This is a genomic window from Hydrogenophaga sp. Root209 (genome assembly GCF_001428625.1).
In the GTDB taxonomy this organism is placed as follows: domain Bacteria; phylum Pseudomonadota; class Gammaproteobacteria; order Burkholderiales; family Burkholderiaceae_C; genus Hydrogenophaga.
This window is the reverse complement of record NZ_LMIE01000029.1, coordinates 24,495-49,101: the sequence shown is the minus strand read 5'-3', so window position 1 is coordinate 49,101 and position 24,607 is coordinate 24,495. Positions and strand designations below refer to the sequence as shown.

General features: G+C 60.2%; 26 protein-coding genes and 3 tRNA genes. 19 read left to right on the top strand and 10 right to left on the bottom strand.

Annotated features, from left to right (window positions below; translation table 11 throughout):
• Window positions 1–53 precede the first annotated feature (53 nt).
• The 8 genes from ASE11_RS13735 (at window position 54) to ASE11_RS13700 (ending at window position 5,902) form a co-directional block, all read left to right on the top strand.
• Window positions 54–758: an SPOR domain-containing protein gene (locus tag ASE11_RS13735; protein WP_056272394.1), complete on the top strand. Its 705-nt coding sequence runs from the start codon at window positions 54–56 to the stop codon at window positions 756–758.
• Between the two features lie 22 nt (window positions 759–780).
• Window positions 781–1,266, top strand: coding sequence for a CvpA family protein (locus ASE11_RS13730; protein WP_056272391.1), 486 nt, complete (start codon window positions 781–783; stop codon window positions 1,264–1,266).
• A gap of 32 nt (window positions 1,267–1,298) precedes the next feature.
• Window positions 1,299–2,804, top strand: a complete 1,506-nt coding sequence (purF, locus tag ASE11_RS13725) for an amidophosphoribosyltransferase (RefSeq protein ID WP_056272386.1) — start codon at window positions 1,299–1,301, stop codon at window positions 2,802–2,804.
• Window positions 2,805–2,816: 12 nt separating this feature from the next.
• Entirely contained in the window at window positions 2,817–4,022 is a 1,206-nt protein-coding gene (locus ASE11_RS13720; protein ID WP_056272382.1) for an O-succinylhomoserine sulfhydrylase, read from the top strand.
• Window position 4,023: 1 nt separating this feature from the next.
• Window positions 4,024–5,412, top strand: coding sequence for a glutamate--tRNA ligase (gene gltX / locus ASE11_RS13715; protein WP_056272378.1), 1,389 nt, complete (start codon window positions 4,024–4,026; stop codon window positions 5,410–5,412).
• A gap of 76 nt (window positions 5,413–5,488) precedes the next feature.
• Window positions 5,489–5,564, top strand: a tRNA-Ala gene (locus ASE11_RS13710).
• A gap of 115 nt (window positions 5,565–5,679) precedes the next feature.
• Window positions 5,680–5,755 (top strand) — tRNA-Glu (locus tag ASE11_RS13705).
• Window positions 5,756–5,825: 70 nt separating this feature from the next.
• Window positions 5,826–5,902: transfer RNA gene (locus ASE11_RS13700), tRNA-Asp, on the top strand.
• Between the two features lie 15 nt (window positions 5,903–5,917).
• Here the strand turns inward: ASE11_RS13700 and ASE11_RS25910 are convergent.
• Complete coding sequence (locus ASE11_RS25910; RefSeq protein ID WP_156406358.1) at window positions 5,918–6,193, bottom strand: hypothetical protein; 276 nt, start codon at window positions 6,191–6,193, stop codon at window positions 5,918–5,920.
• 109 nt (window positions 6,194–6,302) lie between these two features.
• On the opposite strand from ASE11_RS25910, the gene ASE11_RS27125 reads away from it, so the two are divergent.
• Window positions 6,303–6,746: a helix-turn-helix domain-containing protein gene (locus ASE11_RS27125; RefSeq protein ID WP_082585741.1), complete on the top strand. Its 444-nt coding sequence runs from the start codon at window positions 6,303–6,305 to the stop codon at window positions 6,744–6,746.
• Window positions 6,747–6,944: 198 nt separating this feature from the next.
• Here the strand turns inward: ASE11_RS27125 and ASE11_RS26150 are convergent, their stop codons facing one another.
• The 8 genes from ASE11_RS26150 to ASE11_RS13665 form a co-directional block, all read right to left on the bottom strand.
• Window positions 6,945–7,172, bottom strand: coding sequence for a hypothetical protein (locus ASE11_RS26150; protein ID WP_162258048.1), 228 nt, complete (start codon window positions 7,170–7,172; stop codon window positions 6,945–6,947).
• Between the two features lie 9 nt (window positions 7,173–7,181).
• Complete coding sequence (locus tag ASE11_RS13695) at window positions 7,182–8,177, bottom strand: Bug family tripartite tricarboxylate transporter substrate binding protein (protein ID WP_056272374.1); 996 nt, start codon at window positions 8,175–8,177, stop codon at window positions 7,182–7,184.
• A 14-nt stretch (window positions 8,178–8,191) separates the two neighbouring features.
• Complete coding sequence (locus ASE11_RS13690; RefSeq protein ID WP_162258047.1) at window positions 8,192–9,844, bottom strand: CocE/NonD family hydrolase; 1,653 nt, start codon at window positions 9,842–9,844, stop codon at window positions 8,192–8,194.
• Between the two features lie 257 nt (window positions 9,845–10,101).
• Window positions 10,102–11,082 carry a hypothetical protein gene (locus ASE11_RS13685; protein ID WP_156406357.1) on the bottom strand — a complete coding sequence of 327 codons (981 nt, stop codon included), beginning with the start codon at window positions 11,080–11,082 and terminating at the stop codon, window positions 10,102–10,104.
• Between the two features lie 21 nt (window positions 11,083–11,103).
• Complete coding sequence (locus ASE11_RS13680) at window positions 11,104–12,282, bottom strand: CaiB/BaiF CoA transferase family protein (RefSeq protein WP_056272362.1); 1,179 nt, start codon at window positions 12,280–12,282, stop codon at window positions 11,104–11,106.
• A gap of 6 nt (window positions 12,283–12,288) precedes the next feature.
• Complete coding sequence (locus ASE11_RS13675; protein ID WP_082585740.1) at window positions 12,289–13,305, bottom strand: tripartite tricarboxylate transporter substrate binding protein; 1,017 nt, start codon at window positions 13,303–13,305, stop codon at window positions 12,289–12,291.
• Window positions 13,306–13,337: 32 nt separating this feature from the next.
• Complete coding sequence (locus ASE11_RS13670; RefSeq protein WP_056272354.1) at window positions 13,338–14,132, bottom strand: citryl-CoA lyase; 795 nt, start codon at window positions 14,130–14,132, stop codon at window positions 13,338–13,340.
• Between the two features lie 167 nt (window positions 14,133–14,299).
• Entirely contained in the window at window positions 14,300–15,208 is a 909-nt protein-coding gene (locus ASE11_RS13665; RefSeq protein WP_056274114.1) for a LysR family transcriptional regulator, read from the bottom strand.
• Window positions 15,209–15,312: 104 nt separating this feature from the next.
• On the opposite strand from ASE11_RS13665, the gene ASE11_RS13660 reads away from it, so the two are divergent.
• Genes ASE11_RS13660 through ASE11_RS13615 form a run of 10 tightly spaced genes read left to right on the top strand, consistent with a single transcriptional unit; the run spans window position 15,313 to window position 23,660 of the window.
• The gene (locus tag ASE11_RS13660; RefSeq protein ID WP_056272351.1) at window positions 15,313–16,293 is read left to right on the top strand and encodes a 2Fe-2S iron-sulfur cluster-binding protein; all 981 of its coding nucleotides are present in this window, start codon (window positions 15,313–15,315) and stop codon (window positions 16,291–16,293) included.
• A gap of 14 nt (window positions 16,294–16,307) precedes the next feature.
• Window positions 16,308–17,360 carry a gentisate 1,2-dioxygenase gene (gtdA, locus tag ASE11_RS13655; protein WP_056272348.1) on the top strand — a complete coding sequence of 351 codons (1,053 nt, stop codon included), beginning with the start codon at window positions 16,308–16,310 and terminating at the stop codon, window positions 17,358–17,360.
• 30 nt (window positions 17,361–17,390) lie between these two features.
• Window positions 17,391–18,086, top strand: a complete 696-nt coding sequence (locus ASE11_RS13650; RefSeq protein ID WP_056272346.1) for a fumarylacetoacetate hydrolase family protein — start codon at window positions 17,391–17,393, stop codon at window positions 18,084–18,086.
• Between the two features lie 32 nt (window positions 18,087–18,118).
• Window positions 18,119–19,441, top strand: a complete 1,323-nt coding sequence (locus ASE11_RS13645; RefSeq protein ID WP_056272342.1) for an aromatic ring-hydroxylating dioxygenase subunit alpha — start codon at window positions 18,119–18,121, stop codon at window positions 19,439–19,441.
• Between the two features lie 13 nt (window positions 19,442–19,454).
• Window positions 19,455–19,925: an aromatic-ring-hydroxylating dioxygenase subunit beta gene (locus ASE11_RS13640; protein WP_056274110.1), complete on the top strand. Its 471-nt coding sequence runs from the start codon at window positions 19,455–19,457 to the stop codon at window positions 19,923–19,925.
• Window positions 19,926–19,933: 8 nt separating this feature from the next.
• Complete coding sequence (locus tag ASE11_RS13635; protein WP_056272339.1) at window positions 19,934–20,254, top strand: non-heme iron oxygenase ferredoxin subunit; 321 nt, start codon at window positions 19,934–19,936, stop codon at window positions 20,252–20,254.
• Window positions 20,251–21,171: a branched-chain amino acid ABC transporter permease gene (locus ASE11_RS13630; RefSeq protein WP_056272336.1), complete on the top strand. Its 921-nt coding sequence runs from the start codon at window positions 20,251–20,253 to the stop codon at window positions 21,169–21,171. Before ASE11_RS13635 ends, ASE11_RS13630 begins: the two co-directional genes overlap by 4 nt.
• A gap of 4 nt (window positions 21,172–21,175) precedes the next feature.
• Window positions 21,176–22,201 carry a branched-chain amino acid ABC transporter permease gene (locus tag ASE11_RS13625; RefSeq protein ID WP_056274107.1) on the top strand — a complete coding sequence of 342 codons (1,026 nt, stop codon included), beginning with the start codon at window positions 21,176–21,178 and terminating at the stop codon, window positions 22,199–22,201.
• Window positions 22,201–22,950 carry an ABC transporter ATP-binding protein gene (locus ASE11_RS13620; RefSeq protein ID WP_056272331.1) on the top strand — a complete coding sequence of 250 codons (750 nt, stop codon included), beginning with the start codon at window positions 22,201–22,203 and terminating at the stop codon, window positions 22,948–22,950. Before ASE11_RS13625 ends, ASE11_RS13620 begins: the two co-directional genes overlap by 1 nt.
• Window positions 22,947–23,660: an ABC transporter ATP-binding protein gene (locus ASE11_RS13615; RefSeq protein ID WP_056272329.1), complete on the top strand. Its 714-nt coding sequence runs from the start codon at window positions 22,947–22,949 to the stop codon at window positions 23,658–23,660. Before ASE11_RS13620 ends, ASE11_RS13615 begins: the two co-directional genes overlap by 4 nt.
• A gap of 32 nt (window positions 23,661–23,692) precedes the next feature.
• Here ASE11_RS13615 and ASE11_RS13610 read toward each other — a convergent pair whose 3' ends face one another.
• Window positions 23,693–24,583, bottom strand: a complete 891-nt coding sequence (locus tag ASE11_RS13610) for a LysR family transcriptional regulator (protein WP_056272325.1) — start codon at window positions 24,581–24,583, stop codon at window positions 23,693–23,695.
• Window positions 24,584–24,607: the final 24 nt, after the last annotated feature.

Below are 24,607 nucleotides of genomic sequence, written 5' to 3'. Positions count from 1 at the left end.
CCCTGTGTCGCGCCCCTCGCCAGGCCTCCTTTGGCGCAATGGTTCCCACCCGAATGTTCAAATCCCGTTCAGGCTCACAGGGCAATCCATCGACACCTCCGCCGCAGAGCATTGACGCCGTGCGCCGCCGGGCGCGCCACCGCTTGATTGGCGCCAGCGTGCTGGTGCTGCTGGGCGTGCTGGGTTTCCCGCTGCTCTTCGACACACAGCCGCGCCCGATTTCGGTCGACATCCCGATCGAGATTCCGGCTAAAAACACGCCCGCTCCCAGCGTGAAGGCACCCGTGGCGGCAGCTGCGCCGCCGGTGGCTGCTGCAGCACCTGTCGTGGCCAAACCTCCAGCCCCCAGTGTCGAAGCTCGCGACACCCTCGGTGCGCGCGAAGAAGTGGTTGAGGCTGTGCCCGCGCCCAAACCCGCCACCGAACCCCCCAAGACACCCGTTGCGCCATCCGACGCCGAGCGCGCGCGTGCGCTGCTCGAAAACAAGACTGCGGCCGCGCCCACGGCTGCGCCAGGCACCGGTGCGGCGGAGCGCGTGGTGGTGCAGGTGGGCGCGTTCTCTGAAGAAGCCGGTGCCCGCTCGGTGCGCCAGAAACTTGAAGCCGCCGGGCTGAAGACCTATACCCACGTCGCCGAAACCTCCGAGGGGCGTCGCATCCGCGTGCGTCTGGGGCCCTATGCCAGCCGTGCCGAGGCCGACAAGGTCGCCGCTCGCGTGAAGGCCCTGGGTCTGCCCGCGGCCATCCTCACGCTGTGAGGGGCAAACGGATGACGGCTGCATGGTGTTGATGGATTGGCTGCTGCTGGCGGTGTTGTTGTTGTCGGTGTTGCTCGGTGCGTGGCGTGGGCTCGTCTACGAGGTGTTGTCGGTGGCGGGCTGGGTGGCTGCCTTCGTGTTGGCGCAGGCCTATGCCGATGAGGTGGCCGCGATGTTGCCGCTGGACGGCCTTTCGCCCCCGCTTCAGTTGGCCGCGGGCTTTGTGCTGGTGTTCATCGCAGTGGCGTTCGCGGGTGGCCTGCTCGCGTGGATGGTCAAGAAGCTGGTGGCGTCGGTGGGCTTGCGACCGGTGGACCGGATTCTGGGCGGTGCCTTTGGTCTGGCGCGCGGCGTGGTGATGCTGCTGGCCTTTGCAGTGGTGGTGAGCATGTCGCCCATGCGGGATGCGCAGTGGTGGCAGGAGTCGGCGGGGGCCGATGTGCTGGCGGCCACGCTGCATGCCATCAAGCCCTTGTTACCAGAGCCCGTGGCCCGATATATCGCTTGAAAAGCGCTTGAGTTTTTTCTGAGGATCGAAACATGTGTGGAATCGTGGGCGTGGTCAGCAAAACGCCAGTCAATCAGCTGATTTACGACGCCTTGCTGCTCCTGCAGCACCGCGGCCAGGATGCGGCGGGCATCGTCACCCAACAGGGTCGCAAGTTTTTCATGCACAAGGCCAAGGGCATGGTGCGTGATGTGTTTCGCACCCGCAACATGCGTTCACTGCCCGGCATCTGCGGGCTGGGCCAGGTGCGCTACCCCACGGCCGGCAACGCCTACAGTGAAGAAGAGGCGCAGCCTTTCTACGTGAATGCGCCGTTTGGGCTGGTGCTGGTGCACAACGGCAACCTGACCAACGCCCATGCGCTGAAGCAGGAGCTGTTCCAGACCGATCACCGCCACATCAACACCGAGAGCGACTCCGAGGTGTTGCTCAACGTGCTCGCACACGAGCTGGAGAAGGTCACGCGCGGCATCACCTTGAAGCCGGCCGACGTGTTTGCCGCCGTGCGCGGCGTGCACCAGCGCGTCAAGGGTTCGTATGCGGTGGTGGCGCTGATCGCCGGTCACGGCCTGCTGGCGTTCCGCGACCCGTTCGGCATCCGCCCGCTGTGCGTGGGCCACAACGACCAGGGCGGCGTGATGGTCGCCAGCGAATCGGTGGCACTCGAAGGCAATGGCTTCGAACTGGACCGCGACGTGCTGCCCGGCGAAGCGGTGTTCGTCGATATGGACGGCAAGATGCAGTTCCAGCAGTGCGCCGAGAAGACCAGCCACAACCCCTGTATTTTCGAGTACGTGTACCTGGCCCGGCCTGATTCGGTGCTGGACGGCATTTCGGTCTACCAGGCCCGCCTGAACATGGGTGTGACCCTGGCCAAGCGCGTGGTGTCCACCGTGCCGCCGAGCGAGATCGATGTGGTCATTCCCATTCCCGAATCATCACGCCCGAGCGCCATGGAGCTGGCCCAGTTGCTGGGCCTGCCGTACCGCGAAGGTTTCGTGAAAAACCGCTACGTGGGCCGCACCTTCATCATGCCCGGCCAAGGTGTGCGCAAGAAGTCGGTGCGCCAGAAGCTCAACGTGATCGGCAGCGAGTTCAAAGGGCGTAATGTGCTGCTGGTGGACGACTCCATCGTGCGCGGCACCACCAGCCGCGAGATCGTGCAGATGGCGCGCGACGCTGGCGCGCGCAAGGTGTACCTGGCCAGCGCAGCGCCGCCAGTGCGCTACCCCAACGTCTATGGCATCGACATGCCCACGCCCGACGAACTCGTGGCGCACAACCGCACGGTCGACGAGGTGCGCGAGAGCATCGGTTGCGATGCCCTGATCTACCAGGACGTGGACGCGATGAAGCAGGCCATCGGCTCGCTCAATCCCAAGCTGGCCGGTTTTGATGCGTCGTGCTTCGACGGCGTGTACGTCACCGGCGACATCACGCTGGCCGACATCGCTCGTCTGAACGCCGGGCGCGACACCAGCGAAGAGGGCGAAGAAGACACCTCGCGCCTGGCCCTGCCCAACGCACAGGTCGCCTGAAAGTCACTGCCGATGACCCAGAAGAAAACCGAACTGCATCGCGACACGCTGGCCGTGCGCGAAGCTGTCGAACGAAGCCAGTACGGCGAAAACTCCGAAGCCCTGTACCTCACCAGCGGTTACGTGCAACCCAGCGCCGAAGCGGCCGCGCGCCGCTTCGCGGGCGACGAGGAAGGCTTCACCTACGGACGCTACGGCAACCCCACGGTGGCCAGCTTCGAGCAGCGGCTGGCCGCGCTCGAAGGCGCCGAGGCCTGCATCTCCACCGCCTCGGGCATGTCGGCCATCCTCATGATGTGCATGGGCCTGCTCAAGGCCGGCGACCACGTGTTGTGCTCGCACTCCATGTTCGGCTCCACCATCAAGCTGATCGGCACCGATCTCGCGAAATTCGGCGTCGAGTCCACCTTCGTCTCCCAGACCGACGTGGCCGCGTGGCAGGCTGCGATCAAGCCGACGACGAAGCTGCTGTTCGCCGAAACACCCACCAATCCGCTCACCGAGGTCTGCGACATCCGTGCGTTGGCCGACTTGGCGCACAACGCCGGCGCGCTGCTGTGCGTGGACAACTGCTTTGCCACGCCGGCCCTGCAGTTGCCGATGAAGCTGGGTGCCGACATCGTCATGCACTCGGGCACCAAGTACCTCGACGGCCAGGGTCGCGTGATGGCCGGGGCCCTGTGCGCCAGCCAGGAGCTGGTGACCAGGACTTTTCTGCCAGTGCTCAAGAGCGCGGGCATGACGCTCGCACCGTTCAACGCCTGGGTGGTGCTCAAAGGCCTTGAGACGCTGGACATCCGCATGCAGGCGCAGTCGGCCCGCGCGCTCCAGCTCGCGCAATGGCTGCAAGACCATCCCGCCGTGGCGCGCGTGCACTACCCCGGGCTTTCCAGTCATCCGCAGCATGAGCTTGCGATGGCGCAGCAGTCGGGGTGCGGCGGCGCTGTGCTCTCGTTCGAGGTCAAAGCGAGTGATGCCGAGCAGGCGCGCGCACGGGCCTTCCATGTGCTTGACTCACTGCGGGTGATGTCGCTCTCCACCAACCTGGGCGACACCAAGACCCTGCTGGCGCACCCTGCCAGCACCTCACACGGCCGCCTGACCGAAGCGCAGCGGCAGACCGCGGGCGTGGTGCAGGGCCTGGTCCGCGTGGCGGTTGGGCTCGAGCACATTGACGACATCCAGACCGATCTTGACCGCGGACTTCTCACTTTCTGACATGACCTCCAACGTCCGCACCCGCTTCGCACCTTCGCCCACCGGCTTCATCCACCTGGGCAACATCCGTTCGGCGCTCTACCCGTGGGCGTTCGCGCGTTCCACCGGCGGCACCTTCATCCTTCGCATCGAAGACACCGATCTCGAGCGCTCGTCGCAGGCCGCGGTGGACGTGATCATCGAAGGCATGAAGTGGCTGGGCCTGGACCATGACGAAGGCCCGTTCTACCAAATGCAGCGCATGGACCGCTACAAGGCCGTGCTCGCCGACATGGTGGCCGCCGGGCTGGTGTACCCCTGCTACATGAGCGTGGCCGAACTCGACGCGCTGCGCGAAACGCAGATGGCTGCCAAGGAGAAGCCGCGCTACGACGGTACATGGCGGCCCGAGCCCGGCAAGTTGTTGCCGCCCGTGCCCGAAGGCGTCAAGCCCGTACTGCGCTTCAAGAACCCGCAGGGCGGTGTGGTGGCCTGGGACGACAAGGTCAAGGGCCGGATCGAGATCGCCAACGACGAGCTCGACGACCTGGTGATCGCGCGGCCCGACGGCACGCCCACCTACAACTTCTGCGTGGTGGTCGATGACATCGACATGACCATCACCCACGTGATCCGCGGCGACGACCACGTGAACAACACGCCGCGCCAGATCAACATCTTTCGCGCGCTCGGCAAAGAGCCGCCGATCTACGCCCACCTGCCCACCGTGCTCAACGAGCAGGGCGAGAAGATGAGCAAGCGCAACGGCGCCAAGCCGGTCACGCAGTACCGCGACGAGGGCTACCTGCCTGACGCCATGGTGAACTACCTCGCGCGACTGGGCTGGAGCCATGGCGACGATGAGATCTTCAGTCGTGCGCAGTTTCTTGAGTGGTTCAACCTGGACCACCTGGGCCGCAGCGCCGCGCAGTTCGACGATGCCAAACTGCGCTGGGTCAATGCCCAACACCTCAAAGCCATGGCCGACGATGCGCTGGCGCCGCTGGTGGCCGAGCAGCTTAAATGGCAAGGCATTGCGGTGGATGACCGCCTGCCGCGCATCTGCGGCCTGTTCAAGGACCGATGCGACACCACCGTGGCGCTGGCCCATTGGGCCAAGGCGTTCTACAACGACATCACGCCCAACGCGGACGAGCGTGCGCAACACGTGACCGACGCGGTGCGTCCGGCGCTGGCTGCGCTGGCGGACAAGCTCGGCGACGCGGTTTGGGATAAAGCCAGCATCTCGGCTGCCATCAAGGAAGTGCTCACGGCGCATGGCCTGAAAATGCCGCAGATCGCCATGCCGGTGCGTGTTCTGGTGATGGGCACGGCCCAGACGCCATCGCTCGATGCCGTGCTGGAACTGCAGAACCGTCAAACGGTGTTGGACCGTTTGCAGAACGCATGAAAAAATCGCCTATAATTTGAGGCTTGCTGAAATGCAGCGTTGATTCAAATCAGCGAAGCAGTTCAACAAACCCTGTGGGGGTATAGCTCAGCTGGGAGAGCGCTTGCATGGCATGCAAGAGGTCAGCGGTTCGATCCCGCTTACCTCCACCAAAAATCAGGGACTGCGAGGCGCAGCTGAAGAAGGAACACCACCTTCCAATGCTACAATTCGAAGTTCCAAAAAACGCGGTGCAGAGAGTCGCGTTTCGGTTGGTCCCAAGGTTTTGACCCTATCGTCTAGAGGCCTAGGACATCACCCTTTCACGGTGAGTACCGGGGTTCGAATCCCCGTAGGGTCGCCAGAATTTGCTGCAAGGCAACTCAGGCACAAGTGGTTGGCACTTGGTTCGCAAGAACGAACGCCATCTACCAGGAGTGGTAGTTCAGTTGGTTAGAATACCGGCCTGTCACGCCGGGGGTCGCGGGTTCGAGCCCCGTCCACTCCGCCAAAATGTCGTTGTAAATCAACAGCTTAGATAAAGCCCGATGCGAAAGCAGCGGGCTTTTTTCTTGCCTGAACGGAAATCACTGTCCCCATTTTGTCCCGGGAAATACTTTGAAGGACCTTGACGTACCTGGAGGCTTGTCCCGGTTTCGTCCCCATTTGCAACCCGCAAGCAAAGTGGAAGCATCGCTACGAGAGCGCTTGATTTCAGGTTCTGCAAAACTACGTGGGGCGTGTACTTGCGGTAGCTGTCACCACCTGAGCCGATGCCATTGGCGCGTGTGGTATTCTGCATGCAGTCATCCACCTTAGCGTGGAGAGTTAAATGTCTGTTTTCAACGGACTTGAGGTTTTGATCGTCGTGATGTCCCAAGCTGACCGTCCGACACAAGCCCTCCCACCTCATGCTCAATCGCGCACCCATGTGCGGCATCAACATTTCCCATGATCATGGGATGTCGATGAGTCGAACACTTCACGTGTCTTGGTCGATCATCTGTCAGTCTCAACCCGTCAGCTCGTTGAAACTGGGCGCGTCTGCGCCGCCAGGAAGAGCCATGAGCACAGCGTTACTGATTCCCTACCTCGAGGGAGCCCGAACAATTGGTATTGCCAACCAGACAGCAAAAAACTGGCTTTCTGCCGGAAGGTTTCCAGTTGCAACCTTTCTGATCGGACGCCGAAGGATGATTCGAGTTTCAGATCTCGAAGCATTTGTCGCAGGGCTTGGCGAACCACCTCGCGAAACCATTGGCTCCGAGCTGGCACCACCTGTTGTCGAACTCAAAAGAAGCAGGGGCAGACCTCGGAAGTCTGCAACTTCGACAGGGGTCTCTCGCTCTTGTTGACTAGCGGTTTGCGGCGGACGCCTATTGAGTGCTCGACGCATCTTGGCCAAGGTCAAGTGAAGACTGATGGCTGTGGCCCACCTAGGAAGGTGAGAGCCAGCAGTGCAGCGATTACCGACCGTGGGATTGGAATGTTGATCCCGCGGTCCTCACAACACTGCAGTCATTCAAGTCGCGACAAGCAGGGTAAGTTGAAAGTCAGATCTCCAGGTTGCTGTAGACGTTGTGGCTTGCCGTTGAGTCTCGGCTACAGCGAAGGGCTACCCGACGATCCTGCGTATCGATGCCCACCTTGCCACGATCGATGAATTTCGCCGTGCCGTACCTGCCGCGCAGCCGGATGTCGAATGAGCGGTCTACCGAAATGAAAAAGGCACCCTTGTTCGGATGCCTTTCCCAAAGTGAAATCCAGGACCGGTCCAGCAATGCCGATTTCTAGTCCTGCGGTTTCACGCCTGCCTGCTTGATCATCTTCTCGCGCGAGACGAGCTCCTTGCGAATGTGGTCGGCAAACGCCGTCGTTCCCATGCCGCTGGGCTCATAGCCTTTGGGCGTCAAATGCTTTTCTCGGAAGGTCGGCTGTGCAATGACGCGGGCGACGGCTTCATGGATGCGATTGACAATCGGTGCAGGCGTTGCAGCCGGTGCCAGCAATCCGTACCAGACTGTGACATCCACGTCAGGCAACTTGGCCTCCACAAAGGTCGGTACTTGTGGCAGCAGGTTCGAGCGCTTTCCACCGCTGACGCCCAACGCTTTCAAGCGGCCTTCATCGACGAGAGGCTTGGCCGTAAAAGCGCCGAGCCATCCGAACTGGACCTCGCCGGTCATCAGGGCCGTCGTCATCTGTGGAATTCCCCGGTAGGGCACCTGCATCATCTTGATGCCAGCAGCGTGTTCGAATGTCGCGTTCAAGAGATGCATGTTGCTTCCCTCTCCCAGAGATCCGTAGGTGAAGGATCCTGGTGAGGTCTTGGCTTTGGCAATCAGCTCGTTGATGGTGCTCACCGAAACCGATGGGTGGGCCACCAGCAGCGTGCTGAACGTCATCAACATGGTGACAGGCGCGAAATCCTTGATCGGATCGTACGGCAGCGACTTGAACACATGCGGGTTGGTGGTGATGTTCGCGTCTATGGCCAGGAACAGCGTCGTACCATCCGGCGTTGACTTGGCAACGCTCGACGCCGCAATGATTCCGCTGCCACCGGGTTTATTCTCGACGATTACAGGTTGCTTCCAGGCTTCCGTGAGCTCTTGTGCCAAGGCTCGTGCCAACAGGTCGCTGCCACTTCCTGGTGGAAGGCCGATCACGATCTTCACCGGACGCGTGGGCCAAGCGTCCACCGGCGCGGTAGCGTTGGATTGTGCGAACGACGGTTGCGCTGCCAGTGCAGCGAACGTCCAGGCGAGCAATTTTTTGAACTTCATGTTGTCTCCATTTTTCAGTGGGTGTTTCGGACGGGTATCAGAAGGTGGGACGGGTGATCTCTGTCATGCAGGATCACGTCTTGGCCAACCTTCCATGGTGCGTACTCGTGCGTGAACACGTACTCGGTCACGCTCGAGTCACCATTGGAGAGCTCCAGACGAATGCGGCTCCCCTTTTTGAATCGATGGGCGCTGGGCATCACGGCAATCTCGAAGCGATAGACCTGCCCTGGCGTGATCAACTCAGGATGGGTGTGCAAGTACACAGGTGCCAGATCGGTGGTGCGAGCGATGTCCAGAGCCCGGTGAGAAGCCCGCAGCCAACCCTTTGAGACAATCTGGTATCGCGGATTCACGCCAGCCGAATGTTGGGCAGCATCGGACTGAAACTGCTCGGAAAGCTTCACGATGAAGTCGGTGTCTGTAGCGCTGGACTTTGCGTAGAGCACCAGCTTGATTGGTCCGCAAATCTCGGTGTCCGCTGACAACGCTTCGGTAGTGAACGAGAGCGCTCGGCGAATCGGGTCGGGCTTTCCATCCGGGCCATTTCCAACCACGCCCATGCGCCATCCCTCGTCCGGATAGTGGTATTCCGTTAGCGAGCCGTTTTCCTTCGGGTGAGTGTCCTTGAGAGACCCGTCATTCAGCGATGTCACGCTACCGGTTGGCCCATGCTGGAGGTACAGCGTCTTGATCTCGATGTCGCTGGGCGGCCATGCATCTGCCGTCCTGAGTTCGGTGGCGCCGCTCGCAAAGTACCGAACCGCAGGTTGACCGTCATAGTCGGTCTCAACGCCCTTCAGATGCCGATCGTAGAAAGGGAGAAGGTACTGCGCATGGAAGGCAACGCTTGAATAGTCCTGAACGGCTTGCTGGAGGTTTACAGACGAGAAAACCAATAGCTTTTTGGGACCACCGCTGCGTTCAAACCCGACGATGTTGCCATTCAGGTGCAGGTCGACCTTTCGCCATACACCAATGGAAAACACTGGGACCTTGATCTTGTGGAGACTTTCTGCAGCACAGCGTTCGACCCAGAATTCATCGTAGGTCGGGTGTTGTCGAACGGCGAGCGCGTAATCCCAATCCAGCAAACGGGGGCTCCCGGAAGCGGGATGCTGGTTGATGGTTCGGACCGTTCCGTTGTACCAGGTCTGCCCGGGGAAGTCGCCCGGTATGCCTCCCGTGTAAGCCGATGCGCGGTAGGTATCAACGTTGCCGTCGTAGGGTGCAATGCACGCCAGGTGGGGTGGCGCCTGAATGGCCATGAACCACTGCATGCGGGCGTAGTAGGACTGGCCAATTCCACCAACTTTTCCGTTGGACCATGGCCGCGCGGCCAACCACTCGATGACCTCATACAGGTCGCCTTGCTCTTTGGCGTCCATGTACCGGTATTCCCCGCCAGATCGACCTGTGCCGCGCACATCCATGTGGGCGAATGCGTAGCCCTGTTCTAGGTACCAGTCAATCGGGCCCGTTTCTCGCCACAGAAACAGCGGCATCGCGGGTGCAATGTTGTTGTCGAACCGATAGGGCGATGCGGCCAGAAGTGTCGGTAGGTTTTCAGCATTGCTACCTGCCGGCAGGTACACCGCCACTGCAATTTTTATCCCGTCCCTTACGGTGATCTCCTCGATAAGGGAGGGGAGCAGGGGGGGCCTCATGTCTCTCGTCATTTTTTTCTTTCACTGTCTTCGGCAGAACGCGAATGACAAGCGTCACAAGTTGATCCGTGACGCTCATCCGACGCGACGAAGCGTAGTGCCTTCAGCGACGAGGCCCAACAATCGCTATCAATTTGCCTGTATCAGCGATATCTATACCGCGAGCAAACCTTGCTCCCGGTGTCAAACCGAGAGGCCTGCTGGACGCCACACGGAAATCTGTCCGCAAAGGCGCGTGAACCGCGTTGATCAAAGACTCAAGCGGAGAATTGCAGGAGCCGAGCAGGCCCTGCTGCGGGGCCGCCGTACCACTGTTGCGCCACGTAGCCACCGTCCGTGATGACGTAGGGTCCTCTGCCGTCGGGTCCCCACACGAGAGCTGTGTTTCCAGAAATTCCAGCTTCGGCGCCCGCGTACTCCTTCGGATTGTCCCCTTCGAGGAAGAAGATCTTGTCGCGATGCGTCGTGAAGAACAGTCTTCCGTCGGGGGAGAAAGCAAAGTCGTCCGCTCGAACGTTCTCCGCGAAGACTTCGATTTCTCCGAGTTGACGGCCGTTCACTCTCAGCCTCAAGAAGATGCCACGCGCCGTGTTGGAAACATACAGGTAGCCTTTGTGCAGCTTCAGTCCGTTGGCAGCGGGCGTGAGAGAGGCTTGGTCAGCCGCGTCGAGCAATGGATGTGTTACGAAACGATGCACTTCGTCGGAGTCCATGTGAACCATCCAGATCACACCACCTCGTGAGTCGGCAATCAACATTCGTCTGGAATCCATACAGACGATGCCGTTGAGGAATCCTGCCGCCTCAATGGATTTCCACCGACGCAGCGATTCACCGGGCCGCGCTTTGTAGAGCAGATTGGCGTTGCGCATCGTCCCGCCGCCGCCGAAAAGGTTCTTCTCCTGGCAGGACAGGAGCATGGTGCCGTCTACGTCGAACGCAATACCCAGTGGATGAACCTCCAGCGTCGCGTGAACGCGAAGACCCTGCTTGTCGGTGTAGCGAAGCACTTGGCGGCGCGTGTAGTCGGTGATGTAGAGCGCGCCATCCGGCCCGAAGACGAGGTTTTCGAAGAAGCTTCCCGGGTCCGCCCTTCCAAGCTCCTTCACCTGCGGTGCCGTGCGGACCGAACCATCGGCATTCGCGGCGCAGCCGGCCAAGGTTGAAAGTCCAGGTATCAGCGCGAGAGTGAAGCCCAACGCACGCCGGCGGTGCAATGTGTATGCAGGAAGTTTCATGTTTGTCTCCTCGATTTTTGCTTACCCTATAAGCCCCTGATCGGCGAGCTGCTGAATGGCTGCGGTATCGAGCCCCACCTCCAGAAGCACTTCTTGCGTGTGCTCTCCCAAGGTTGGCGGCGCCCGGAAGTCGCTGCGGTTGTCCCCGTCAAACCGGACGGGCCGATGGGCCGCTTTCACGATGCCTTCCACGGGGTGCTCGACGGTGTAGAAGACGCGTTGATGAACAACCTGTGGGTCGTCCGAGAGGTCTTCAAGACGACGCTCAGGAGCAAACGGAACGTCGTGGACTTCCAGCAATGGAAGCCAATGGTCTCGCGGGTGCTGCAGAAATATGTGCGCAAGGTCTTCCGACAGTTCGTCGTACCGTTTGACCCGGCTTCCTCTATCGGCATATTTCTGCAGCAGAGAAGGCGTGCCAATTGCCGCGATGAGACCTTCCCAGAACTTGGGTGGAGAGGACAGGTGCAGCCCGATCCGCTCTCCATCCTTGCAAGTCACGATGAACGACTGTGAAGCGGCTGCGCGGGAGTAGAAAGAAGATGGTTTGCCAGTTGAAAACAACCTTGCCAACGGCTCGGTGGCAAAGGCGACCATCGATTCCAGCATGCTCACTTCGACCTTGCGACCGATGCCGGTACTCGATCGCTCGGTCAGTGCCGCCAAGACGCCGATGGTCGCAAAGAGGCCAGTCAGTGCGTCGGATACGGCTGGTCCGGCTACACGCGCATCTTCGCCTTGGTGAAACATCGACAGCCAGCCCGAAAGCGCCTGGCCGACGTTGTCGTAGGCCGCACGCTCGGCGTATGGTCCGCTGGCCCCGTATCCCGTGATGCTGCAGTAAACGATTCGAGGGTTGAGCGATCGAACACGTTCGTAACCCAAACCAGTCTTGTTCTCGACGCCGGGACGAACATTGAGCAGCAGCACGTCAGCGCTCTCAATCAACGCTTGAAGCGCTTGTGCTGCATGTGGCGCGGAGTGTTCCAGCGCCACACTCCGTTTGTTGCGGTTGTGTGCCTGAAAGTGGGAGCTGTACAGCCCTCCGTTAAATGCGCGGAATGGGTCACCCGACCCGGGGCGTTCGACTTTGATGACGTCGGCACCGAGTTCACCCATCAGCATGGCGGCGTAAGGTGCGGTGATGAAGCTACCGAAATCCAGTACCCGGATACCGGCCAAAGGTTTGGCGGTGCTCATACGAGATCAGTCCGGTTTCACGCCCGTTCGGCGCACCAGGTCGGCCAGGGTCTCAGATTCTTTCCGCAGGAAGGTGCTGAACTGCTCGGGACTGGACGGCGAACCGATCACGCCGAGGCTGCTCAGCCGCTCCCTGACATCTGGCTGGTCCAACGCAGCGGTCAGTTCGCGGTTGAGCTTCATGACGATGTCGCGGGGAGTGCCTGCTGGAGCCACGATGCCGTACCAGCTCGTAAAGTCAAAGTTCTTGAGTGCATGTCCGGCCTCTGCAACGGCCGGCGTGTCCGGATAGGACGGCTGGCGTTTCCCGCTGGACATGGCGAGGGCAACAAGGCGACCTTGACGGACATAGGGCGCCGCCGTGGACGTGCCCGTGAACATCGCGTCGACCTGACCGGAGACCACGTCTGTCAAAGCAGGGCCCACACCCCTGTACGGAATGTGCGTGACGTAGATGCCGGTCAGCGACTTCAGCCACTCCATCGCCAACTGATGTGGAGTGCCATTGCCGATAGACGCGTAGTTGATCTTTCCGGGGCTCTTCTTCGCCAGTGAGATGAACTCGGGGAGCGTCTTGACGTTCAGCGCAGGATTCACGACCAGAACCAAGGGTACCTGGACGAGCTGCGTCACTGGAGTGAAGTCCTTGACCGAGTCGTAGGGTAGTTTCGGAAAGAAGGTGGGGTTGATGGCGTGGGAGTCTGTGATCAATCCGATGGTGTAACCATCGGGGGCGGCCTTGGCAACCTGGTCGGTGCCAATGATCGTGCTCGCGCCCGGCTTGTTGTCCACGATCACCGGCTGGCCCATGGACTGGGTCAACTTCTGTGATAGCAGCCGCGCCACAATGTCGGTGCCGCCACCTGGAGGGTAGGGCAGAACCAGGCGAATTGGCCGATTCGGATATGCAGTCTGTGCAAGCGCTGCCACTGACGCGACGCTCAGGCCGACCGCAGCGAGGCCGAGTTTTGCGACGAGTGCAACGCTACGGCGCCTGGCGTGTTGATGCAGTTGTGTATTCATATGAGTCTCCTTGAAATGGGTTGGGGGATGTCTCACCACTGAACGTGTGAAGACGCGTCGGCTTCAATCTGCTCCCACACGTCGCGGGCGATGGGGTTTCGAATTTCTTCAGCAATGTGTCCAACGAGGCCAACTGATCGACCGATAACGGCCAACCCTCGGCAGAGTCGCCATGGGATACCCATTTCGGATGAAAGCGCGCCGATCGCGCCTGTCGCATTGACCGGGAGTTGCCCAGGCTTGTTGAGGGCACGCTCTGCCGCGGACGCCACTTCTTGCATCAAACGCACATAGCGTCCGTTGAGACCGTGCTTCTCGGCGATCTCGAACAGCCGTGTGGCGCGTGGATCGACGGGCTTGTGAAGGTGGTGCCCGACCCCAGGAATAGGCTGGCGTGTTTCTCGCAACTTCTTCACCAGCGAATCTGCGAGCGCAGTGAGCTCATCGTCCGATGGTGTTGACATATCGTTTGTCAGCGCCTCCTGGAGGAGGCGGGCCGATCCTTCAGATGTGCCTGCGAACGTGGTCCCCATGCCCAACAAGCCGGAGGCCACCGCTCCTTGCAGTGATTCTGGCGCGCCCAGATAGGTGAGTCGTGTGGCGATCGCCATGGGGGTCATGCCATGCTCCACCAGGGTAGCGAGCATCGCATTGAACACGGCCGACTCGGAGGGCGTCGGCAAGCGACCCTGGATTTCGAGGAAAGCGAAGTCCCCCAAATTCAACTTGCCCATGATGTCGTGCATCAGGTCCATGCCCTGCACTCGGATGCGGGTGGCGTCACTGCTGCCCATGTCGGAACGCAGCGGCTTGCGCTTGCTTGTCATGCTTGTCTCCTGCTGGTGGCATGTCAGTCAGCCACCTGGGAGGGCAGTCTAGGTTCGCACGCCGTTTCATCCAATCGATGGGCGTTATCTGAACTATTCGTGTCGCGAATGGGAGGGCGACTTCCTCAGAATGGCGCGCCGAATCCATGTCGACGCGCGGTAGTGCCTCAGCTTTGGTCGCTGAACGCTTCAAAAATCAGACTGCGAAGCCACTTGTTTGCCGCGTCCTTGTGCGTCTTGGCATGCCAGAAGACGTTGATGGAAACCGTCGGCAATTCCACAGGGTGTTTCGCGTACACCAGGCCGTAGGGCTCGGCACTAGACCTAGCCAACTGCTCTGGCACCGTGGCCACCATGTTGCTTGACCGTAGCAACTGTCCCACAGGGGTGAAATGCGGAACCGTCAACCGCACCTTGCGGTCGATGCCGGCGCGCTCCATGACCTCGTCGATCTTGCCGTGGCCCGTGCCCTGAGAGATGACCAGAATGTGTTCGGCAGACGAGAACTCCTTGAGCGACATACGCGCTTTGTCGAGCGGGTGACCCTTGCGCATGAGACACACGTAGCGCGTGGTCAGCAACCTGCGCTGGAAGAAGCCGGATTTCAGGTGGGGCAGTAACCCGATGGCGAGATCCACTTTCCCGGCCTCCATCTCGTCCCGCAGGTTGACAGAGGCATTGCGCACGGTGCTGATGGTCACGCCCGCAGCACGTTGGGCGAGCAGCTCCATCAACCTGGGAAGAAACCAGACTTCGCCGATGTCTGTCATGCCGATGGTGAAGCTTCGAACGCTGGTTTGCGGATCGAATGCGCTCGACTGGTTCAATGTGCTGTGGACCATCCCCAGCGCGTACAAAACACCTTCCGAGATCGATTCTGCGTAGGGTGTCGGCTCCATGCCCAAGGGTGTCCGAACGAACAGTTCGTCACCCAGTTGCTTGCGCAAACGCGCCAGTGCATTGCTGACCGCAGGCTGCGTCAGGGAAAGCGCGTCGGCCGCCTTGGAGACGCTCTTCTCAACAAGCAGTTGTCGAAAAATGACCAAGAGGTTCAGGTCAATCTGATGGAGCTGCAGATTCGTTGCCATTCACATTGGTGATACGAAGTATTCATGGGATTCTATTGGCTTATTCCGGTGAAACGGGAATCATCGCGGCCTCATCTGCCTCCGCATGCCCCATGGAAGTCCTTGTTCAACCCCTGCAGCGCGTTCTGAACGTACGGCCCGGCGTCAATCTGCTGGAGGCCCTGCGCGAGAACCAGATTCCCCTGTCGTACAGCTGCATGTCTGGCCGTTGTGGCACCTGCCGTTGCCGCGTGCTCTCTGGCGACGTGTTGGAGGGCGGCTCTCAGACACAACGCCCGACCGCTGAAGATCGCTTTGTCCTTGCTTGTCAGACCTTCCTCACAGAGCCCTGTTCCATCGAGATTCCGGAACCAGACGAAGTGGTTGTGCACCCTGCTCGCGTCCTGAAAGCGACCGTGGTGTCGATTGAGGACATGACGCACGACATCAAGCGCTTGCGCCTCAAGAGCAACAAACCGCTCGAGTTCTCACCGGGTCAATATGCCCAACTGCAGTTCACGCCAGAGCACATCCGGCCGTATTCGATGGCCGGGCTCCCAGGTGATGAGTGTCTGGAGTTTCACCTTCGTCGTGTCCCGGATGGTCGGGTCACTGGCTACGTGGCCGAAGAGTTGAAAGTTGGAGACAGCGTGCGCGTGAGTGGCCCGTTGGGCACGGCGTATCTGCGCCGAAAGCACGAAGGACCCTTGCTCTGCGTGGCGGGTGGAACCGGGCTCGCGCCGATCCTGTCCATCGTGCGAGGCACGCTCGCTGCGGGCATGTTCAATCCTGTCCACCTGTACTTCGGCGTTCGGTCGGCCCGCGATGTGTACGGGCTCGACTGGCTGAACGCCTTGCGTGTGGAACACCCGTCATTGCAACTGCATGTCGTGGCAACTTCTGGTGCAGGGCCTAACTATCGAAGTGGTCTGGTGACGGATGCGATCGCGTCCGACTGGTCCAACCTTGCCGGCTTCAAGGCCTACCTCTGTGGTGCGCCGCCCATGGTCGAGGCTGCCACTGTGCTGGTGCAGACGAGGGGGATCGAGGCACGCGACATCTACGCCGATGCCTTCTACGCGAACGTTGATTGAAGAAGGAGGCTCTTATGCAGACACGCGTGTTAACCGCTGAGGAATCGCAGCAGCGCAAGCGTTACTACGGCGAGATCGGTGCGCATTACATGACGCCGCTTTGGGAGGTTCTGGGTGCTCTCGTGCCCAACGAGCCGAAGCCCATCGCCCAGGCCGCGATGTGGCGCTACGAAGACGTGCGCCGACATGTCATGGATGCGGGCGCGCTGATCACGGCGGCCGAAGCAGAGCGCCGGGTACTGATTCTCGAGAATCCGGCTTTGCTCGGGCAATCGTGCATCACGAATTCCCTCTATGCCGGCCTGCAACTGATCTTGCCCGGCGAGGTGGCCCCAGCGCACCGCCACACGCAGTCCGCGCTGCGGCTGGTGCTCGATGGCGAAGGGGCCTACACGGCCGTGGATGGCGAGAAGACGACGATGTACCGAGGGGATTTCATCATCACCCCGGCCTGGACCTGGCACGACCACGGCAACCTCGGGCAAGAGCCGGTTGTGTGGCTGGATGGTCTGGACATTCCAATGCTGCGCTTTCTGGACGCGGGCTTCGCCGAAAAGTCCGAGGCCACCAGTCAAGCCGAAGTCCGCCCGGAAGGCGATGCGCTGGCGCGGTATGGCGCCAACATGGTGCCGGTTGGTTTTGCACAGACGTCTGCCGAGCCCACGCGTGTTTTTGTTTACCCCTGGAAGAAGACGCGCGAAGCTCTGCATTCGATTGCGCGATCAGGTGCACCTGATGCCCATCTGGGGTTCAAGCAACGCTTTGTCAACCCGGCCACAGGCGCTTCACCCATGCCCACCATCGGGGCGTTTGTCCAACACATACCGGCTGGTTTTGAAACTCGCGCGTATCGAAGTACTGACGGCACGGTGCTTGTCTGCCTCGAAGGAAGCGGGCAGGTGGAAGTGGGCCAACACTGTTTCGACATCGCCGAAAACGATGTCGTTGTCGTCCCGTCCTGGCAGCGTCTTCGGGTGCGGGCCGGTAAAAACGCGCTCAATCTTTTCAGTTATTCCGACCGCCCGGTGCAGCAGGCGCTGGGGCTGTGGCGCGAAGAGCGCCTCTAGAGATTTTCAAACTCACGAGAGCACATCAACATGAAATACGCCATTTCGCCGGCCGAGGTCACATCGCTTGCTGTCGCTGGAAGCGAAGAGCGCTTTCCCGTTAACCGCATTTTCTGCGTCGGCCGCAATTACGCAGCGCATGCGCGCGAAATGGGAAAAGACCCAGACCGCGATCCCCCTTTCTTCTTCATGAAGCCCAGCGACGCTGCAGTGGATGCGTCGCAGCCGGTGACGATTCCATACCCCAGCCAGACCACCAACTTCCACCATGAAATTGAACTGGTGGTCGCCATCGGAAAGGGTGGTTCGAACATCCCAGTCGACAGCGCGGAGGAACATGTCTGGGGCTACGCAGTGGGGCTGGACATGACCCGACGGGACCTTCAGCTCGAGGCGCGCGACAAGGGTCGTCCTTGGGAGTTCGGCAAGTCCTTTGCGCTTTCCGCGCCGATCGGCGCACTGCACCGCGCAGCAGACGTATCGAGCCCCACCAAGGCAGCCATCGCGCTGACGGTGAATGGAGAAGCACGTCAAAGCTCGGACGTCGAAAAGTTGATCTGGTCTGTCAGCGAGTGCATTGCCCATCTCTCGCAGTATGAAGTTCTCAAGCCTGGCGATCTGATCATGACGGGCACCCCGGAAGGTGTGAATGCAGTGCGCCGTGGCGATGTGATGCGCGGCAGCGTCCAGGGTTTGGGCGAAATCTTCGTGACCGTTGCCGCTTGAGCATCCCGACATCGATATTCCAAGGAGACACCATGACCAACGCAGCATCCGAATTTTTCCCCAATGAACCCCACTGGGAACTCGAGGGGACGAGCCGAATCCCGTTTCTCACCTACACAAGTGAGGAGATCTACCGCCGGGAGTTGGAGCGCTTCTTTTACAAGGGCCATTGGTGTTACGTTGGTCTGGAGGCAGAGATTCCCAACGCAGGGGACTTCAAGCGCACAGTGGTGGGCGAGCGGTCCGTGATCATGGTTCGTGATGCACAGGGTGATATCAATGTGGTCGAAAACGTATGCGCCCACCGTGGCATGCGCTTTTGCCGCGAACGCCATGGCAACAGAAAGGAATTCGTCTGCCCGTACCACCAGTGGAACTACACACTTCAAGGTGATCTTCAGGGTGTGCCTTTCCGCCGTGGCGTGAAGCAGGATGGGAAAGTACAGGGGGGCATGCCCGCCGATTTCCAGACGAGCGATCACAGTCTCACGAAGCTGAAAGTTGCCGTGCGCGGTGGCGTGGTGTTCGCGTCCTTTGACCATCAGGTGGAGTCCCTGGACAGCTTCCTGGGTCCAACGATCGGGGGATATTTCGACCGTCTTTTCGATGGACGAAAGCTAAGCATCCTCGGCTACAACCGACAACGCATCCCGGGCAACTGGAAATTGATGCAGGAGAACATCAAGGATCCGTACCACCCCGGTCTTTTGCACACCTGGTTCGTCACCTTCGGGCTTTGGCGTGCGGACAACAAGTCCGAACTCAAGATGGATACCCTCCATCGACATGCGGCCATGATCTCGACACGAGGAACTGGCGGCAAGTCCGAGCAGGTGACACAGGTTTCAAGCTTCAAGGAGAGCATGCAACTGAACGATCCGAGCTTTCTCGACATCGTTCCCGAGTCCTGGTGGAATGGTCCGACCGCGGTGATGACCACCATCTTCCCCAGCGTCATTCTTCAGCAGCAAGTGAACAGTGTTTCGACTCGGCACATTCAGCCCAACGGACACGGCTCATTCGACTTCGTGTGGACCCACTTCGGTTTTGAAGACGACAGCGAAGAGATGACGCAACGTCGATTGCGTCAGGCCAATCTGTTCGGACCGGCCGGCTTTGTTTCAGCGGATGACGGTGAAGTCATCGAGTTTTCTCAAGAGGCTTTCGAGAGCAAGCCTGCACACCGCACGCTGGCTGAACTCGGTGGCCGAGGCGTTGATGATCACACCGACCATATGGTCACCGAGACCTTGATTCGTGGCATGTACGAGTACTGGAGAAAGGTCATGGAGGCGCCGGCATCTCCAGCGGATGCCGCAAAGGGAAATGCGCCTTCGCCTTGCAGTGCGGCCTGAGCGGGAGAACACCATGGACTTTCCGACCTACCAAGCCCTCACCCAACTTTACGTCGACTATGCAAGCGCAGTCGATTCCGGAAACTGGGACCTCTGGCCCGAATTCTTCACCGATGACTGTGTCTACAAGCTGCAACCTCGTGAAAACCATGAGCGTGGATTCCCGCTGTCGACGCTCGCCTTCACCAGCAAAGGCATGCTGAAAGACCGCGTCTACGGGATTCGGGAAACCCTTTTTCACGACCCCTACTACCAACGTCACGTGGTGGGTTTACCTGTGGTGCGCCGCGATAGCGGCGACTCGTTCGAGTGCGAAGCGAACTACGCGGTCTTCAGGACCAAGCTTTCGCAAGAGTCGACGGTGTTCAACGTGGGGCGCTATCTTGATACCGTTGTCCGCACACCGCAAGGTCTGAAGTTCGCGTCTCGTCTTGCTGTTTATGACAGCGAGATGATTCCGAATTCGATCATCTATCCTATTTGAGGTACACCATGAGCAACTGGATTGATGCAGCGGCCTTCGATGAGGTGCCGCAAGACGATGTGGTGAGTGTTCAGGTTGAGGGTCTGGACATCGCGTTGTACGGTGTAGAAGGCGTGGTCTACGCCACCGACAACCTCTGTACACATGGCCAAGCAAGGTTGTGTGACGGATTCCTTGAGGGACATGAGATCGAATGCCCCCTGCATCAGGGAAAGTTCGACGTGCGCAGCGGCGCGCCCACGTGTGCGCCCGTTACTGAAGCTGTCAAAAGCTACCCCGTGAAAATCGAAGGTGGTCGTGTGTTTCTGCAACTGGAGCAGAGCGAATGAGCGGCGGGCTGGTGCTGGCACAGTTGCTGAACGGGCTGCAGTACGGCGTTCTGCTGTTCTTGCTGGCTGCGGGCCTCACATTGGTGTTCGGGATCATGAGCTTTGTGAACTTGGCGCATGGCTCCCTCTACATGATGGGGGCGTATGCGGCTGCGGTGACCCAAGGTCTTACAGGTTCCTTTGTGCTCGCCGTGTTGGCCGCCATGGCAGTGGCGCTGTTGATTGGACTCCTGCTCGAATTTGTAGCGGTATCCCGTCTTTATCAGCGCGACCACCTCGACCATGTCTTGGCAACTTTCGGTCTCATCCTGTTCTTCAACGAGCTGGTGCGGATCGTGTGGGGATCGCAGCCCTACTTTGTTCAGGTGCCTGTTGCACTACAGGGGACGGTCGACCTGTTCGGGTTCAGTTATCCCTCGTACCGGTTCGCCATCATCTTGGTTGGGCTTCTGGTCGCAGTCGGTTCGTGGTGGCTGATTAACCGAACGCGAATCGGTATGTTGATACGGGCGGGCTCGGTCAACCCCAAGATGGTCGCGGCGCTGGGCGTGAATATCCAGTGGCTCAATGCGATGTTGTTTGGGGTCGGGGCCATGCTGGCCGGTCTTGCCGGTGCCATGGCGGCGCCGATTTTGTCGGTGCAGTCCGGGATGGGGGAGCCCGTTCTCATCACCACACTGGTGGTGATCGTCATTGGGGGGATCGGCTCGGTCAGCGGTGCGTTCTATGCGGCGCTCATCGTCGGAACGGTCGACACGCTTGGCCGCGCATTTCTGCCAATTTGGCTGCGCCTGGTATCAGAACGCTCCTTTGCGGACACCGCCGGCCCAGCGCTCGCGTCGATGCTGGTGTACGTGCTGATGGCGGTGGTGCTGGCATGGCGACCGCAAGGTCTTTTCCCTACGAAGCGAGGCTGACGTGATGAAGACATCTGAACTTCTGCGGCCTTCTTTGGCCATACCGCTTCTCGTCTTCGCAGGACTTGCCGCACTGCCATTCGTGGCGACGGCCATGGATCAGAGTTTCTACATTGCGCTTGTCGCGCGGATGATCATCTATGCGATCGCTGCCAGTGCATTGAATCTCGCCTTGGGCTACGGCGGTCTTGTCAGTTTCGGCCACGCGCTCTTCATGGGCCTGGGGAGCTATGCGGTTGCCATATCGGCCGAGCACGGTGTCGGCAGCGGCTGGGTCCACCTGGCCATCACACTGGTGGTCTGTGGCGCCGTGGGTTGGATCACCGGATTGATCAGCCTTCGCACATCGGGCATTGCCTTCATCATGATCACCCTGGCGTTCGCGCAAATGGGGTACTACCTCTTCGTCAGCCTCAAGCAATACGGCGGAGACGATGGTCTGCCCGTGGCCATTTCCTCAAAATTTGGTCCTCTCGACCTGGGCCGGATCGAGGTGCTCTACAGCGTTGCTCTGCTGATCCTGGTGCTCTCGACGTGGTGGCTTGCCAAGCTGCGCAGTTCACCTTTCGGCATGGCCTTGCGGGGCGCAAGACAAAACCGACGGCGAGTGCATGCGCTCGGCCTCCCGACCTTGCGTTATCAACTTGTCGCTTACGTCTTTTCCGGCTTGCTCTGCGGCGTGTCTGGTTTGCTGCTGGCGAATCTGAATGCCTTTGCCTCCCCCAGCACGTTGGCGTGGGTGATTTCTGGCGAGCTGATCGTGATGGTGGTGATCGGCGGCATCGGCACGGTGTTCGGCCCCGTGCTTGGTGCCATCGCTTTTCTGGGTCTGGAAGAAATCATCAAGGGAATCACCGAGCACTGGATGGTGGTGTTTGGCCCGCTCATCGTTGTCATCGCTCTTTTGAGAAACCAGGGCCTGGCGGGTCTCCTGGCTATGTGGGACCGGCCACCCCGGGACGACGAAGTCGCGGGCAACCGGACTACCAAAGAAGCCGCGGCAAACGTTGTGGCCAAGGAGATCAAATAATGGGCGCTTTGCTGACCACCAGATCCTTGTCAAAACGCTTTGGTGCTTTGGTGGTGACGGATTCGGTATCGCTGGACGTCGAGCAGGGCGAGCTTCACGCCATCATCGGACCCAACGGGGCGGGTAAGACCACGCTGATCAACCAGCTCAGTGGCGAGCTCGGCAGCGACGGCGGCAGCGTGCATTTTGACGGTGGGGATGTGACTTCGCAGGGCATTGAGGCTCGCGCCCGCCGTGGCCTCGTGCGTTCGTATCAGATCACATCTATCTTCGAAGACTTCACCGTTCTCGAAAACGCGACCCTGTCCGCCTTGGGCGCCAAGCAGCACGCGATGCGCTTCTGGAGACCGATGCTTTCTGACGCCAAGGCCGTCGCAACAGCGCGGCAGGCCCTTGTGGACACCGGGCTGTCAGAGCGCGAAGCCGTTTTGGCGGGTGAGCTGGCTTACGGCGAGCGGCGTCAGCTGGAGCTGGCCATGAGCTTGTCCGCCGGTCCGAAATTCATGTTGCTCGATGAGCCGATGGCGGGCATGAGCGTGCAGGAATCCGCGGCAGTCACGAGCCTGCTACAGCGGCTGAAAGGCCGCTACACCATTCTTCTCGTGGAGCACGACATGAGTGCGGTGTTCGCGCTAGCGGATCGCATCAGCGTACTCGTGTACGGCAAGGTGCTGTTTACGGGGACCCCTGAAGAGGTTCGAAATCACCCGGAAGTCCGCTCGGTCTATCTTGGAGAGGAAGCTTTGTGAGCACCATTCTTTCAGTCACTGGTCTCCAGGCGGCGTATGGCCGGGCCCAGGTTCTTTTCGATGTGTCGTTTGATGTCAAACCCGGGCAGGTCGTGACCTTGCTGGGCCGCAACGGCATGGGCCGTTCAACGACCGTCAAATGCCTTTTCGGAATGATGCCCTCATCAGGTGGCGAGATCCGCATCGACGGGGCGCGCGTGGACGGCGAGCGCTCGCACAAGATCGCCCGTCGGGGCCTGGCTCTGGTGCCTGAAGGACGGCAGGTGTTTCCCAACCTCACAGTCGAAGAAAACCTGGTCGCCACCGCCCGCCTCGGTTCTGTGGCCAAAGGGCGACCGTGGAACCTGAGCCGCGTGTACGAGTTCTTTCCGCGCCTGAAAGAGCGGCGCACCAATCTTGGATCTCAGCTTTCGGGCGGAGAGCAACAGATGCTGGCCATCGGCCGCGCGCTCATGACAAATCCCCGGTTGCTTGTTCTGGATGAGGCTACCGAAGGCCTGGCTCCTCTGATTCGCGCCGAAATCTGGCAGGCGTTGGGTCACTTGAAGGGCGAAGGCCTTGCCCAGATTGTCATCGACAAAAACGTCGGATCATTGTTGGGTTTGGCCGATCGCCACTATGTCATCGAGAAAGGCTGCGTGGTCTGGCGGGGCGATTCGGACGAGTTGCGCGCCGATCCAGACATTGTTCATCAGTACCTCGGCGTGTGATAGCCCCGGTTGCCCGCTTGAAGGATCCCGTCCTACTCGCACAAGCGCGCGACAAGCAGTTCGCGCAACCAGCGGTTGGCTGGATCCTGGTGGTATCGATCGTGCCAGTAAAGCGCGACCTCGAAGCTGGGCAGCGGTAGCGGGTGAGGTTTGATGACCAGTGGGAAGTGCCGAGCCAAGGTTTCCGCCAGAACGGCAGGGACTGACCAGAGCATGTCCGACGTGATGATGAAATGCGGCGCAGAAAGATACTGCTGCATGCGGACGCGAATGCGGTTCTTGGCGCCGGCTTCCACTAGGGCTTTTTCAATGACCTGATGTCCGCTGCCGGAGTACTCCACCAACAGGTGCTCTTGCGCGAGGAACGCGTCCAAGTCCAAAGGCGCTTTGCTCAGGGGGTGATCGACGCGCATTGCACAGACATAGTGCTGGGAGAATAGCTTGCGGCGGTGGATGGCCGTCTCGAGCGAAGGGAGAAAACCTAGGGCGAGGTCGATGTGACCACTGGCCATGCCGGCCAGCGTCTCGTCAATGGGCTTGAAGGTCGTTTTGAGCTTGATGCCTGGAGCGGATCTCCCCAGTTCGGCAAGGATGCCCGGAAAACAAACCACCTCTCCGATGTCCCTGGTGCGCACAGTGAACACCCGCGATGCCTGAGAGGGGTCGAAAGCCGATGGCGCCAAGTGTGTCTTGCGAACCATGGACAGCGCGTCCAGCAACTGTGTGGACATGGTGCTGGCCAGAGGCGTAGGCTCCATCCGACGACCGACCTGCGTAAAGAGCTTGTCCCCGTATTCCCCCCGCATGCGCTTGAGCGAGCTGCTGACAGCGGCTTGCGTGACGCCCAGGCTTTCAGCGGCCTCGGTGACAGACCGTTCCCTCCACATGGCCTCGAAGACATACAAGAGGTTCAGATCCTTCACTGGCAGGGTCTCCTTTGATGCGCT

Excerpts from the sequence above, each read along its gene's own strand:
- ASE11_RS13735 (WP_056272394.1), top strand. The coding sequence starts at position 54 with ATGTTCAAATCCCGTTCAGGCTCACAGGGCAATCCATCGACACCTCCG.
- ASE11_RS13730 (WP_056272391.1), top strand. The coding sequence starts at position 781 with ATGGTGTTGATGGATTGGCTGCTGCTGGCGGTGTTGTTGTTGTCGGTG.
- purF (WP_056272386.1), top strand. The coding sequence starts at position 1,299 with ATGTGTGGAATCGTGGGCGTGGTCAGCAAAACGCCAGTCAATCAGCTG.
- ASE11_RS13720 (WP_056272382.1), top strand. The coding sequence starts at position 2,817 with ATGACCCAGAAGAAAACCGAACTGCATCGCGACACGCTGGCCGTGCGC.
- gltX (WP_056272378.1), top strand. The coding sequence starts at position 4,024 with ATGACCTCCAACGTCCGCACCCGCTTCGCACCTTCGCCCACCGGCTTC.
- ASE11_RS25910 (WP_156406358.1), bottom strand. The coding sequence starts at position 6,193 with ATGCAGAATACCACACGCGCCAATGGCATCGGCTCAGGTGGTGACAGC.
- ASE11_RS27125 (WP_082585741.1), top strand. The coding sequence starts at position 6,303 with ATGCTCAATCGCGCACCCATGTGCGGCATCAACATTTCCCATGATCAT.
- ASE11_RS13695 (WP_056272374.1), bottom strand. The coding sequence starts at position 8,177 with ATGAAGTTCAAAAAATTGCTCGCCTGGACGTTCGCTGCACTGGCAGCG.
- ASE11_RS13690 (WP_162258047.1), bottom strand. The coding sequence starts at position 9,844 with ATGAGGCCCCCCCTGCTCCCCTCCCTTATCGAGGAGATCACCGTAAGG.
- ASE11_RS13685 (WP_156406357.1), bottom strand. The coding sequence starts at position 11,082 with ATGAAACTTCCTGCATACACATTGCACCGCCGGCGTGCGTTGGGCTTC.
- ASE11_RS13680 (WP_056272362.1), bottom strand. The coding sequence starts at position 12,282 with ATGAGCACCGCCAAACCTTTGGCCGGTATCCGGGTACTGGATTTCGGT.
- ASE11_RS13675 (WP_082585740.1), bottom strand. The coding sequence starts at position 13,305 with ATGAATACACAACTGCATCAACACGCCAGGCGCCGTAGCGTTGCACTC.
- ASE11_RS13670 (WP_056272354.1), bottom strand. The coding sequence starts at position 14,132 with ATGACAAGCAAGCGCAAGCCGCTGCGTTCCGACATGGGCAGCAGTGAC.
- ASE11_RS13660 (WP_056272351.1), top strand. The coding sequence starts at position 15,313 with ATGGAAGTCCTTGTTCAACCCCTGCAGCGCGTTCTGAACGTACGGCCC.
- gtdA (WP_056272348.1), top strand. The coding sequence starts at position 16,308 with ATGCAGACACGCGTGTTAACCGCTGAGGAATCGCAGCAGCGCAAGCGT.
- ASE11_RS13650 (WP_056272346.1), top strand. The coding sequence starts at position 17,391 with ATGAAATACGCCATTTCGCCGGCCGAGGTCACATCGCTTGCTGTCGCT.
- ASE11_RS13645 (WP_056272342.1), top strand. The coding sequence starts at position 18,119 with ATGACCAACGCAGCATCCGAATTTTTCCCCAATGAACCCCACTGGGAA.
- ASE11_RS13640 (WP_056274110.1), top strand. The coding sequence starts at position 19,455 with ATGGACTTTCCGACCTACCAAGCCCTCACCCAACTTTACGTCGACTAT.
- ASE11_RS13635 (WP_056272339.1), top strand. The coding sequence starts at position 19,934 with ATGAGCAACTGGATTGATGCAGCGGCCTTCGATGAGGTGCCGCAAGAC.
- ASE11_RS13630 (WP_056272336.1), top strand. The coding sequence starts at position 20,251 with ATGAGCGGCGGGCTGGTGCTGGCACAGTTGCTGAACGGGCTGCAGTAC.
- ASE11_RS13625 (WP_056274107.1), top strand. The coding sequence starts at position 21,176 with ATGAAGACATCTGAACTTCTGCGGCCTTCTTTGGCCATACCGCTTCTC.
- ASE11_RS13620 (WP_056272331.1), top strand. The coding sequence starts at position 22,201 with ATGGGCGCTTTGCTGACCACCAGATCCTTGTCAAAACGCTTTGGTGCT.